Genomic DNA, 12,830 nt, shown 5'->3' on the forward strand with positions numbered 1-12,830 from the left:
GCCACGACATCCGGGACACTGTGCCGTGTGCTGCTGACGATCACGACGACCACACGCCCGGCCACCGATCTCGGATACCTGCTGGTCAAGCACCCCGGCCGGGTCCAGGCGTTCGCGCAGTCCTTCGGCACGGCGCACGTGTTCTACCCCGACGCGTCACCGGAGAAGTGCACGGCGGCGCTGCTTCTGGACGTCGATCCGATCAAGCTGGCCAAGGCCCGCAAGACGCCGGACCTCTCGCTCGGCCAGTACGTCAACGACCGGCCGTACGCCGCGTCCTCCCTCCTGTCCTCGGCCATGGCGAACGTCTTCCGCACCGCGATGCGCGGCGCGAGCCGGGACCGCGCGGAGCTGGCGGCCACGCCGATCCCACTGACGATCACCCTGCCCGCACTGCCGTGCCGGGGTGGCCCGGACGCCGCCCGCCGGCTGTTCGAGCCGCTCGGCTGGCGGGTGGAGGCCCGGCCGGTCCCGCTCGACCCGGAGTTCCCTCAGTGGGGTGACTCGCGCTACGTGACGCTGACGCTCGAGGGCGAACTGCGGCTCTGCGACGCGCTCAACCAGGTGTACGTCCTGCTGCCCGTCCTCGACGACGCGAAGCACTACTGGGTCGCCTCCGACGAGGTCGACAAGCTGATCCGGGCAGGGGAGGGCTGGCTGGCGGTCCACCCGGAGCGCGGCCACATCACCCGCCGCTACCTGGCGAAGGGGCGTGGCCTCGTCCGTACGGCGCTGGCCCGCCTCGCCGACATCGACGACGCGCCGGACGACGCGCTCGACCGCGCCCCGATCGACGAGGAGCCGCCCCAGGCCGACCCGACCGCCGTCGAGCCCGGCGACGCGGAGCTGTCCGACGTGGAGCCTGAGGATGCCGAGCCTGGGGGCGCCGAGCCGGGGAATGCCGAGCTGGCTGACGCGCAGCCGGACGACGCGGAGCCGGGTCACGTGGAGCCGGGGGAGGCCGAGCCGCGGGATGCCGAGTCGGCTGACGCCCGGCCGGGCGGCGCGGAGTCGCGTTACGTCGAGCCGCGGGATGCCACGCCGGGTCACGCCCAGTCGGGTCACGTCGACCCGGGCGACGTCGAGCCGGAGACCGAGGCGGCCGTCCCGCCGGTGCCGCTCGCCGAGCGCCGGATCCAGGCGGTCCTCGACGTGCTGCGGGCCGAGGAGGCGCACACGGTGATCGACCTCGGCTGCGGTTCGGGGAAGCTGCTGACCCGCCTGCTGAAGGACCCGTACTTCACGTCGGTGTTCGGCACCGACGTCTCGCCCCGGGCGATCATGATCGCTCAGCGCCGGCTCAAGTCCGCTCGCCTGACGCGGGCGCAGGAGGAGCGATCGAACCTGTTCACCGGTGCGCTCACGTACGCCGACGACCGGTTCCGCGGGCACGACGCGGCGGTGCTCATGGAGGTCATCGAGCACGTGGACGTGCCCCGGCTGCCCGCCGTCGAACGCGTGGTGTTCGGCGACGCGCAGCCCCGTGTCGTGGTCGTCACGACACCGAACGCCGAGTACAACGTGCGCTACGAGGGGCTCACCGGGTTCCGGCACCCGGATCACCGGTTCGAGTGGACCCGGGCGGAGTTCCGGGAATGGGCGGAGAAGGTCGCCGGGAGATACGGCTACCGGGTCAGGTACGTCCCGGTCGGAGACGAGGACGGTGAGGTCGGCTCGCCGACGCAGATGGGGGTGTTCGCGCGATGACGGAGCTCAAGATCCCGGAGATGGCGCTCGTCGTGCTGGTCGGCGTGTCGGGCTCCGGCAAGTCGTACTTCGCGCGCCGTCACTTCGCCCCGACGCAGGTGGTCTCCTCCGACCACTGCCGGGCCGTGGTCTCGGACGACGAGAACGACCAGTCGGCGACGGCCGACGCCTTCGACCTGCTGCACCACATCGTGCGTACGCGCCTGCGGCGCGGCCTGCTCACGGTCGTCGACGCGACGAACGTCCAGCCGCGCCCCCGCGAGCAGCTCGTGCGGATCGCCAAGGAGCACGACGTGCTCGCCGTCGCGATCGTGCTGGACGTCCCCGAGTCCGTCGCGATCGAGCGCAACGCCGCCCGGACCGACCGCGACCTGCCGGACCACGTCGTCCCCCGGCAGCGCCGGGAGCTGCGGCGCGGCCTGCGCGCCCTGGACCGGGAGTTCAGGCGCGCGTACGTGCTGCGCGGCGAGGAGATCGACCAGGCGGTCGTCACGTACGACAAGTCCTGGTCGGACCGGCGGCACCTGACCGGCCCGTTCGACCTGATCGGCGACGTGCACGGCTGCCGGGCCGAACTGGAGGACCTCCTCGCCTCGCTCGGCTACGCCGTCGAGCGCGACCCGCTCGGCCGTGCCGTGGGCGCGGCGCACCCCGAGGGCCGTACCGCCGTGTTCCTCGGCGACCTCGTCGACCGGGGGCCGGACACCCCTGGCGTCCTCCGCCTCGCCATGGGCATGGTCGCCGCCGGGACCGCGCTGTGCGTCCCCGGCAACCACGAGAACAAGCTCGTACGCGCCCTCAAGGGCCGCCGGGTCACGGTCGGCCACGGGCTGGCGGAGTCGCTCGACCAGCTCGCGAACGAGCCGGAGGAGTTCCGCGCGGAGGCGCTGGCGTTCATGGACGGCCTGGTCAGCCACCTGGTCCTCGACGAGGGCCGCCTCGTCGTCGCGCACGCGGGGTTGAAGGAGGCCTACCAGGGGCGGGCGTCGGGCCGCGTACGGTCGTTCGCCCTGTACGGCGAGACGACGGGGGAGACCGACGAGTACGGGCTGCCAGTGCGCTACCCGTGGGCGAACGACTACCGGGGCGCGGCCATGGTCGTGTACGGGCACACGCCCGTGCCCGAGCCGGAATGGATCAACAACACGCTCTGCGTCGACACCGGCTGCGTGTTCGGCGGCCGGCTCACCGCGCTGCGCTACCCGGAGAAGGAGATCGTCTCGGTCCCGGCCCGTCAGGTCTGGTACGAGCCGGTCCGGCCGCTCGTCCCGGAGACCGCTCCCGGAACGCACCGGGAGTCGGGCGTGCTGCGCGTCACCGACATCGGGGAGGCGGTCGAGACGCGCCTGATGGGACGCGTCAGCGTCCGCGAGGAGAACGTCTGGCCCGCCCTGGAGGTCATGAGCCGGTTCGCGGTCGACCCTCGCTGGCTCGTGTACCTGCCGCCGACGATGGCCCCCGCGCCGACGTCCGCGCTCGACGGGTTCCTCGAGCACCCGGCCGAGGCGTTCGAGGCCTACCGGAGGCAGGGCGTCGCGCGGGTCGTGTGCGAGGAGAAGCACATGGGATCGCGGGCGATCGTGGTCGTCACCCGCGACGCCGAGACCGCCGCCGGTCGCTTCGGCGTCGACGACGGCACCACCGGAGCGGTCTACACCCGGACCGGCCGGTCGTTCTTCCCGGACCCGGCGACGACCGAGGAGTTCCTGGAGCGGGTCCGTACGGCCGCCGGGGGCCTGTTCGAGGAGCTCCAGACCGGGTGGCTCGTCCTCGACTGCGAGCTCATGCCCTGGTCGGCCAAGGCCGTCGAACTGCTGCGCACGCAGTACGCCGCGACCGGCGCCGCCGCCCGGGCCGCCCTGCCGATGGCCGTCGACGTCCTGGACCGGGCCGCCGCCCGTGGCCTGGACGTGGGGGCGCTGCGCGACCGCGTCGCGCGCCGCTCCGCGAACGCGGACCTGTTCCGGGACGCGTACGCGCGCTACTGCTGGCCGACGGAGGGGCTGAAGGGGCTGCGCCTGGCACCGTTCCAGGTGCTGGCCGCGGAGGGCCGCTCCTACGCCGAACGGGACCACCTCTGGCACCTGGCGACCGCCGACCGGCTGGCCGCCGCCGACGGGGAGCTGTTCGCGCCGACGCGGTCGTACGTCCTCGATCTGTCCGGTGACGAGTCCGCCGCGATCGCCTGGTGGACGGAACTGACCGCGGCCGGCGGCGAGGGCATGGTCGTCAAGCCGATGCCACCGGACGGGAACGCCGGGCCGGTCCCGACCACCCGAGGCGGGCACGGCGGACCGGTCCCGGCCGGCCGAGGCGGGCATGGCGGCGCGGAGCCGGCCGGGTGGGACGTGGACGGCGGACCGGCGCCGGCCGGTCCGGACGGGGGACGCCGCCTCGTGCAGCCCGGACTGAAGTGCCGGGGACGGGAGTACCTGCGGATCATCTACGGGCCGGACTACACCGAGCCGGAGCACCTGGAGCGGCTGCGGAAACGGTCGCTGGGCCGCAAGCGGTCGCTCGCCATGCGGGAGTACGCCCTCGGCCTGGAGGCCCTCGACCGGCTGGCCGCCGGAGAGCCCCTGTGGCGCGTGCACCAGGCGGTGTTCGGCGTGCTCGCCCTGGAGTCCGAGCCGGTCGACCCGCGCCTGTGAGGAACGGCCGCTGAGCGACGCGCCCGATCAGGCCCGGCGTGCCTGGTCGAGTGGCGGTGTGCGACGCGCCGCCCGCAGACCGACCGTGACTCGGCTTGCCGGCGGCGCGTGGGGGAGGGGCGGCGCTCGGCCGGCCGGCCCGGCGGGGCGCGCCCGTGTTCCCCGCGCTCGCCGAGGTCCGTGACCAGCTGATGGCACAGGCCACGGGCTGGGACGGCCTCTAAGAGCCGCCGGTGATCGTCCGCGTGCCGCGCCGGGACTCGTCGGCGGTCGTCCGGTGAGGGACGTGCCATATGTCCGCGATCTTCCGCACCGCGCTCCGGCGTCGTACGTTCGGAACGGCCGCTGCCTGCGGCCCGGAGACGAAAGGTGGATCCATGGCGCCTGCCGACGTCCCTCTGCTCGACGGCCCGGTTGACATCCGGGGCGCGCTCGACCTGGAACGCACCAAGGCCGGGGTGCGGCCCTGGCGACTGCCGAGCTGGACGAGGCCGCAGTTCCCGACCCCGTTCTGCGAGATGGTGGTGGCCCAGCCGTCCGGCGTGCGCATGGTCTTCGGCACCGAGGCGACGGCGCTGGAGCTCGATGTGCTCATCACCAAGACGCTGAACGTGGCCGTCGAGGAGGTGGGGCCCGGCGGCGTGTTCGAGCTCGTGGTCGACGGCACGCCCGCCCAGCGGGTCGTCACACCGGACGGCAACGTGCTGGTGCTCGACCCGGCCGGGGTGAAGCCGCCCGAGATCATCCCCGGCGAGCCCGCCACCGTACGCTTCGGGCCGCTGCCGTCCGGGCGTAAGCAGGTGGAGATCTGGCTGCCGCAGAGCGCCCAGGTCGAGCTGATCGCGCTGCGCGCCGACGGGCCGGTGCATCCGGCCGAGCCGGACCCCCGGCCGCGCTGGGTGCATCACGGCAGCTCGATCAGCCACTGCGGGGAGGCGGACAGCCCGCTGGGCACCTGGCCCGTCGTGGCCGCGCACACCGCCGACGTGAACGTCCTGAACCTCGGGTTCAGCGGGAACGCGATGCTCGACCCGTTCACCGCCCGGACGATCCGTGACCTGCCCGCCGACTGGATCAGCCTCAAACTCGGCATCAACGTGGTCAACGGCGACACGATGCGGCTGAGAGCCTTCGAGCCGGCGGTCCACGGCTTCATCGACACCGTACGGGAGGGGCACCCAGACACCCCGCTGCTGGTGATCTCGCCGATCCTCTGCCCGATGGTCGAGGACCGGCCGGGACCGACCCTCCCCGTCATGGAGGACGGCGTCCTGCGCTTCGACACGGTCGGCGACCCGGCGCGGCTGGCCGAGGGCGCGCTGAGCCTCTCGGTGATCCGGGACGCCCTGCGCCGGATCGTGGCCGAGCGCTCGGCCACGGACCCGAATCTGCACTACCTGGACGGCCGGGAGCTGTTCGGCGAGTCGGACCTCGCCGACCTGCCCGACGCGTTGCATCCCAACGCGGCCGGGTACCGCCGGATGGGGGAGCGCTTCGCCGCGCTCGCGTTCGCCGACGGCGGCCCGTTCGCCCGCTGACGCATGACCGCCGACGTCACCCGGGCCGCCGGCGTCCATGCGGGCGCCGGCGCCCGGGAGCGGCTCGGTCGCCGGGAGCGACTCAGTCGGCGGACACCTCGCGGCCGTCCTCCGACCAGAGGGTGTGGAAGACGCCGTCCCGGTCGGTACGTCGGTAGGTGTGCGCGCCGAAGTAGTCGCGCAGGCCCTGGATCAGCGAGGCCGGGCCGTGCTCGCGGCGGAAGCCGTCGTAGTAGGCCAGCGCCGAGGAGAACGCGGGCGTGGGCACGCCCAGTTCCACCGCCGTGCGCACGACCTTCCGCCAGGCGTCCTGGGCGCCCGCGACGGCATCCCGGAAGTAGTCGTCGAGCAGGAGGTTCGACAGCTCCGGGTCGCGGTCGTACGCGTCCTTGATCCGGTTCAGGAACCGCGCCCGGATGATGCAGCCGCCCCGCCAGATCGTCGCGAGCGTGCCCGGCTCGACGTCCCAGCCGTACTCGTTCGACGCGGCGCGGATCTGCTCGAAACCCTGGGCGTAGGCGACGACCTTCGAGGCGTACAGCGCGTCGCGCACGGCGTCGACGAAGTCCGACTCGACCTTCCCGCCGGCCGGGCCCGGGAGGATCGTGGACGCCTTGGTCCGCTCGTCCTTGCGCGAGGACAGCGCCCGCGCGAACACCGCCTCGGTGATCGCGGTGACGGGAACGCCGAGCTCCAGTGCCGACTGGGCGGTCCAGCGGCCCGTGCCCTTCTGCTCCGCCTGGTCGAGGATGACGTCCACGAGCGGCTTACCGGTCGCCGCGTCGGTGTGCGCGAGCACCTTCGCGGTGATCTCGATGAGGAACGACTCCAGGTCGCCTTCGTTCCACTGCTCGAAGACCTGCGCGATCTCCGGGGCGCTCAGACCGGCGGCGTGCGTGAGCAGGTCGTACGCCTCGGCGATCAGCTGCATGTCGGCGTACTCGATGCCGTTGTGCGCCATCTTGACGTAGTGGCCGGCGCCGTCCGGGCCGATGTAGGCGCAGCACGGCGTGCCGTCCACCTGCGCCGCGATCGCGGTGAGGATCTGCTCGACGGGCTCGTACGCCTCGCGCGGGCCGCCCGGCATGATGCTGGGCCCGAGCAGGGCGCCCTCCTCACCGCCGGAGATCCCGGCGCCGACGAAGTGGAGGTCGTGCTCGGCGAGCTCGGCGACGCGCCGCCGGGTGTCCGCGTAGTGCGAGTTGCCGCCGTCGATGATGATGTCACCGGCGTCGAGCAGCGGGATGAGGTCCTTGATCACGGCGTCGACGGGCGCGCCCGCCTTGACCATGATGATGATCCGGCGGGGCCGGTCGAGCGCGGCGACGAACTCCTCGAGGGAGTAGGCGGGCGTGAAGTCGCCCTCGCTGCCGTGGTGTTCGATGAGCTGCTTGGTACGGCTCTCGGTCCGATTGTGCACGGCCACCGGGAACCCGTGGCGGGCGATGTTGCGCGCGAGGTTCTGGCCCATGACGGCGAGCCCGGTGACACCGATCTGGCTACCCATGAAGACGACACTAGTCAGCGCGACGGCGCCGGGGTTCCGCAGGGCTCGGCGCGGCGTCCGCGGCCGTGTGATCGGGCGACCCGCCGAGGGCTGTCGCGGCGCCACCGTTCCGGGTCCGACGGCCTGTGCCGTCACGCTGGTTAATGTGCGTGGTTTTTCCGGGAGAATCGTACGGGCCGCTGTTTTCGGCCGTCCGATTCACCGCCGCGACCGGAGATATCGCCCCGGAGATCGCCGCGATTCGGACCCGGACCGCAATTATTGCGATCTTGCTTCTGATGCCGCGACACCGGCTCGTACCCGATTCGGCTTTCCAGTGCTCAGGGGAGCTATCAGGCCTGGCGTTCTCGGGCGTCCGGTCCATGGTTGTGCGGCCGCGGAGACACCGCCCGCGGACGCCTGTGCCGACCCGGCGGCGGTGACCGAAAGACCGTCGACCGGGGAAATCTCCCGCCCTTTTCGGCCGATATCCGCGTGCTCGCTCGGCGCGCGTACGCGGATCGGACTAGCACGCTCCGGCAGCGTCCGGTAGGGGCTGGATGCTTAATTTTCGGTGGCGCGGGCAGGACCCGGGTCCCCGTCGCCGGGCGGACGCGCGCGTGGTGCCGTCGCCGCCTCGTGGCCTCGACCTCCCGTCCGGACCCCATCGTGCCTGCTCAAGGTTAACTTTTTTTTACTGTTCGGAAGGTTTACAGAGCGCTTGGATGGCGTGTGTGGCTGTGTGTAGTCTTGCGGCTCCCTAGTGTTATGTGACGACCAGATTTCGATGTCGTAACCGTCAGATTTCTCCGGCTTCCTCCCTCTATACGAACTGCTGGGCGCGGAATACGTTGTGCGCCCAAACAAACCGTTCCTGGGGACCCCCGAAGAAGGTGTCGACGTGATCTTGAAGCGCACGGCATGTATCGCTGCGATCGCGGCCATGGCGACCGCCGGCCTCGCTGCCTGTGGCAGCAACAGCGACGACGGCAAAAAGTCCGGTGGCACGAGCAAGTCGAAGGTCGGCAAGATCGGCGTGATCCTGCCGGACACGAAGTCGTCCGTCCGCTGGGAGAGCTTCGACCGGCCGCTGCTGGAGCAGGCGTTCAAGCAGGCCGGGATTCCTTACACGATTCAGAACGCCCAGGGCGACAAGCAGCAGATGCAGTCCATCGCCGACCAGATGCTGACGCAGGGCGTGACGATGCTGGCGATCGTCAACCTCGACTCCAACTCCGGCGCGGCGATCGAGAGCAAGGCCAAGGCGCAGGGCGTCCAGACGATCGACTACGACCGGCTCACGCTCGGCGGCTCCGCCGACTACTACGTGTCCTTCGACGGCGTCGAGGTCGGCCGGGTCCAGGGCCAGGGCCTGCAGAAGTGCCTGGGCAGCAAGAAGGCGAACATCGCCTACCTCAACGGCTCGCCGACCGACAACAACGCCACCCTCTTCAAGCAGGGCGCGCACGAGGTGCTCGACAAGGTGACCGACTACAAGAAGGTCGCCGAGCAGGACGTGCCGGACTGGGACAACCAGCAGGCCGTCACCATCTTCGAGCAGATGTACACCCAGCAGAACGGCAAGATCGACGGCGTGCTCGCCGCCAACGACGGCCTCGGCAACGCCGCGGTGTCCATCCTGAAGAAGAACAACGTGGCGGGCAAGGTGCCGGTCACGGGTCAGGACGCCACCCCGCAGGGCCTGCAGAACGTCCTCGACGGCACGCAGTGCATGACCGTCTACAAGCCGATCAAGCAGGAGGCCGACGGCCTCATCCAGGTCGTCACCGCGCTGGCCAAGGGCCAGAAGCCGCAGACCAACGCCACCTCCAACGACCCGCAGGGCAAGCGGCAGGTGCCGTCGATCCTGCTCAAGCCGATCGGCATCTTCAAGGACAACGTGAAGCAGGTCGTCGACGACGGCTTCGTCAAGAAGGACGAGCTGTGCAAGGGCGCCTACGCCGCGAAGTGCAAGGCGGCCGGAATCCAGTGAGTGCGGAGGGGCGCCCGGGTCTCGCCCGGGCGCCCCTTTCCGCCTCCCGAGGGAGTGCGAGCGTTGTCTGAGAACGGAAACCCCACCCTCGAACTGGTGGGGGTCAACAAGAGCTTCGGAGCCGTCCACGTGCTCCACGACGTCGACTTCGCGGTCTACCCCGGACAGGTGACCGCGCTCGTCGGCGACAACGGCGCCGGCAAGTCGACGCTGATCAAGTGCATCGCCGGGATCCACCCGAGCGACTCCGGCCGTTTCATGTTCGAGGGCCGGCCGGTGAGCATCCACAGTCCTCGGGACGCGGCCGGGCTCGGGATCGAGATCGTCTACCAGGACCTCGCGCTGGCCGACAACCTGGACATCGCCCAGAACATGTTCCTCGGTCGCGAGCGCAAGAAGGGCATCGTCCTGGACGAGGCGGCCATGGAGCAGGCCGCCCGCGAGACGCTGGCCAAGCTGTCGGTGCGCACCGTCAAGTCGGTCCGCCAGCAGGTCGCGAGCCTGTCCGGCGGCCAGCGGCAGACCGTGGCGATCGCCAAGGCCGTGCTGTGGGAGTCCAAGGTCGTGATCCTGGACGAGCCGACCGCGGCGCTCGGCGTCGCGCAGACCCGGCAGGTCCTCGACCTCGTCCGCCGGCTCGCCGAGACCGGGCACGGGGTCGTGCTGATCTCGCACAACATGAACGACGTGTTCGAGGTGGCGGACCGGATCACCGCCCTCTACCTGGGCCGCGTCGCCGCCGATGTCAAACGGTCCGACGTCACGCACAGCCAGGTGGTCGAGCTCATCACCACCGGGCGATCCGGCGACCTGGGCCTGGCGCCCTCGACCGCCGCAGAGAGCATCTGAGGTTCCACGATGTCCACCGATACACCCGAGCCGAACATCGTCGAGCCGGCGCCGGGCTCCGCGCGGACCGCGGTGCCCACGCTCGCCGACTCCGACTTCTCCGTCGACACCCGCGAAAAGACGGTCTCGTCCGCGGTCAACGACTACTTCATCAAGCTGCGCACCGGTGACCTCGGCGCGCTGCCCGCCATCCTGGGTCTGGCCGTCCTCATCATCTTCTTCTGGGGGCTGCGCCCGGAGACCTTCCTCAGCGCCCGGAACATCGCGAACCTGCTCGTCCAGGCCATGCCGGTGACGATCCTCGCGATGGGCCTGATCTTCGTGCTGCTGCTGGGCGAGATCGACCTGTCGGCCGGTGTGGCCAGCGGCGCGTGCGCCGCGGTCATGGCCAAGCTGCTGGTCGACGGCGGCCAGAACTGGATGGTCGCCGTGCTCGCCGCGGCGGTCACCGGGGTCGCCATCGGCACCATGATCGGCGCGCTCGTCGCGATCGTCCGCATCCCGTCCTTCGTCGTGACGCTGGCGTTGTTCCTCGGTCTGCAGGGCATCGCGCTGAAGCTGATCGGTCAGGGTGGAACGGTCCCCGTCCACGACAAGGTCATCTACGCGGTGGCCAACAAGTACATGCCCGTCTGGCTGGGCTGGACCGTCGCGGCGGTGTGTGCGGTCGGGTACGCGGCGATCCAGCTGCTGCGGCATCAGCGGCAGACGGCCAAGGGACTGTCCCGGCGCCCGTTCGCCCTGGTCGCCGTTCAGGTGGCCCTGGTCGCGATCGCGCTGCTCGGCGGCGCGTACGTCCTCAACCTGAACCGGGCCGCCAACCCGAACGGCGCCCTGTTCTACGGTGGCGTCCCGTGGGGCGTCCCGCTCGTGGCCGTACTGCTGATCATCTGCACGTTCGTCCTCGCCCGTACGCGCTACGGACGGCACGTGTACGCGGTCGGCGGCAACGCCGAGGCGGCCCGCCGCGCGGGCATCAACGTCAACGCCATCCGGCTGTCGGTGTTCGTCATCGGCTCGGTGCTGGCGGCGATCAGCGGCATCGTCGCGGCGTCCCGCCTGAACTCCGTCACGCCGGACGCCGGCGCGGGCAACACCCTGCTGTACGCCGTGGGCGCCGCGGTCATCGGCGGGACGAGCCTGTTCGGCGGAAGGGGCAAGGCGCGGGACGCGGTCCTCGGCGGCCTCGTCATCGCGACCATCATCAACGGTCTCGGCCTGCTCGGCGCCGAGGCGTACCTCAACTACATCGTCACGGGCGGGTTCCTGCTCCTCGCCGCGAGCATCGACGCTCTGGCCAGGCGGCGGCGCTCCGCGACCGGCCGCTGAGCGCCGGAGCGATCTCGTGACACGCCGGCGCATCCGTGGATCGACGCAGGACGACGTACGCCGTCACAACCTGGGCACGATCCTCACCGAGGTGCACCGGCACGGCTGCCGGTCCCGGGCCGAGCTCACCGCGGAGATGGGGCTCAACCGCAGCACGATCGGCGACCTGGTCGCCGAGCTGGTCGAGGCCGGTCTCGTCCTCGAGCGTTCCGCGAGCGCTCGAGGGCGGGCCGGCCGGCCGTCGCTGGAGGTCGTGCCCTGTCCCGACGCGGCGTACGTCCTCGCCGTCGACCTCGGCGTCCGCCATCTGGTGGTGGCCCGGGTCGGGCTCGGCGGCGACGTGCTCGACCGGGTCGAGGCCGAACCGGGCCGGGACTGGAGCGAGCTCGACGCGACGGTCGACGCGATCGTCGAAGCCTGCCGTCGCCTGCGCGTCGGAGCGCCGGACGGCGCCCGCTGCGTCGGCGTCGGCCTGTCCGTGCCCGGCGTCGTCCGCCAGGAGGACGGGCTGCTGAGGTTCGCGCCGAACCTCGGCTGGATCGACCTGCCCCTCGGGGCGCGGCTGGGGGAGCGGCTGGACCTGCCGGCGTTCCTGGCCAACGACGCCGACCTGGGCGCGCTCGCCGAGCACTGGCGCGGCGCCGCGGTCGGATACGACCACGTCGTCGTGATCTCCGGCGAGATCGGCATCGGCGGCGGAATCCTCGTCGGCGGGCGGCCCCTGCGCGGCCGCGGCGGGTACGCGGGCGAGATCGGGCACCTGCGCGTCAACCCGGACGGCCGCCTCTGCCGGTGCGGGTCCGTCGGCTGCCTGGAGACCGAGGCCGGCGTCGAGGCGCTGCTGGGCGCCGCCGGCCGGCCGGTCGACGGCGGCCTGCGGGCCTACCGGGAAGTGCTCGCCCGGGTCGCCGCCGGTGAGCCGAAGGCCGCGGAGGCCGCCGCCGGGGTCGCCCGGTGGCTCGGAGCCGGCGTCGGCATGCTCGTGAACACCTTCAACCCGGACATCGTCGTCCTCGGCGGTCCGCTCGGCGAGCTGTTCGCCGTCACCGAGGACGTCGTACGGAGGACCGTCGCCCGATCGTCCCTGGTCGCCCCGCATGAGCAGGTACGGCTGGCGGTCTCCGCCCTCGGTACGGACGCCCAGGTCATCGGCGCCGCCGAACTCGCCTTCGCGCCTCTCCTGGAGGACCCGATCGGCGTCCTGACGAGCCTGGCCGCCTGAACCTCCCTCTCTCACCGCGATCTTGACGTGATCGCGCGGCCCGGCTTCCATGGTC

General features: G+C 71.6%; 8 protein-coding genes. 7 read left to right on the top strand and 1 reads right to left on the bottom strand.

Annotation, left to right across the window (positions count from 1 at the left end):
• The first annotated feature begins 27 nt into the window (after nucleotides 1-27).
• The 3 genes from ABEA24_RS23335 to ABEA24_RS23345 all read left to right on the top strand — a co-directional run bounded on the left by ABEA24_RS23335 (nucleotide 28) and on the right by ABEA24_RS23345 (nucleotide 5,896).
• On the top strand, nucleotides 28-1,707 hold the full coding sequence (locus ABEA24_RS23335) for a 3' terminal RNA ribose 2'-O-methyltransferase Hen1 (protein WP_345433115.1): 1,680 nt from the start codon (nucleotides 28-30) through the stop codon (nucleotides 1,705-1,707).
• Nucleotides 1,704-4,358: a polynucleotide kinase-phosphatase gene (locus ABEA24_RS23340; RefSeq protein WP_345433116.1), complete on the top strand. Its 2,655-nt coding sequence runs from the start codon at nucleotides 1,704-1,706 to the stop codon at nucleotides 4,356-4,358. Before ABEA24_RS23335 ends, ABEA24_RS23340 begins: the two co-directional genes overlap by 4 nt.
• Nucleotides 4,359-4,735: 377 nt before the next feature.
• On the top strand, nucleotides 4,736-5,896 hold the full coding sequence (locus ABEA24_RS23345; protein ID WP_345433117.1) for a GDSL-type esterase/lipase family protein: 1,161 nt from the start codon (nucleotides 4,736-4,738) through the stop codon (nucleotides 5,894-5,896).
• An 82-nt stretch (nucleotides 5,897-5,978) separates the two neighbouring features.
• Here ABEA24_RS23345 and gndA read toward each other — a convergent pair whose 3' ends face one another.
• A complete protein-coding gene (gndA, locus tag ABEA24_RS23350) occupies nucleotides 5,979-7,403 on the bottom strand; it encodes an NADP-dependent phosphogluconate dehydrogenase (RefSeq protein ID WP_345433118.1) in 1,425 nt (474 codons plus the stop codon).
• An 880-nt stretch (nucleotides 7,404-8,283) separates the two neighbouring features.
• Here gndA and ABEA24_RS23355 point away from each other — a divergent pair.
• From ABEA24_RS23355 to ABEA24_RS23370, 4 genes are all read left to right on the top strand, one after another.
• Nucleotides 8,284-9,375 (top strand): sugar ABC transporter substrate-binding protein, encoded by a 1,092-nt coding sequence (locus tag ABEA24_RS23355; protein WP_345433119.1) that lies wholly within the window; start codon nucleotides 8,284-8,286, stop codon nucleotides 9,373-9,375.
• A 63-nt stretch (nucleotides 9,376-9,438) separates the two neighbouring features.
• On the top strand, nucleotides 9,439-10,224 hold the full coding sequence (locus ABEA24_RS23360; RefSeq protein WP_345433120.1) for an ATP-binding cassette domain-containing protein: 786 nt from the start codon (nucleotides 9,439-9,441) through the stop codon (nucleotides 10,222-10,224).
• Nucleotides 10,225-10,233: 9 nt separating this feature from the next.
• The gene (locus tag ABEA24_RS23365; protein WP_345433121.1) at nucleotides 10,234-11,553 is read left to right on the top strand and encodes a sugar ABC transporter permease; all 1,320 of its coding nucleotides are present in this window, start codon (nucleotides 10,234-10,236) and stop codon (nucleotides 11,551-11,553) included.
• Between the two features lie 16 nt (nucleotides 11,554-11,569).
• Nucleotides 11,570-12,775, top strand: coding sequence for an ROK family transcriptional regulator (locus ABEA24_RS23370; protein ID WP_345433122.1), 1,206 nt, complete (start codon nucleotides 11,570-11,572; stop codon nucleotides 12,773-12,775).
• Nucleotides 12,776-12,830 lie beyond the last annotated feature (55 nt).

Origin of the sequence: Actinoallomurus vinaceus (genome assembly GCF_039542055.1) — a bacterium.
Classification (GTDB): Bacteria; Actinomycetota; Actinomycetes; order Streptosporangiales; family Streptosporangiaceae; genus Actinoallomurus; species Actinoallomurus vinaceus.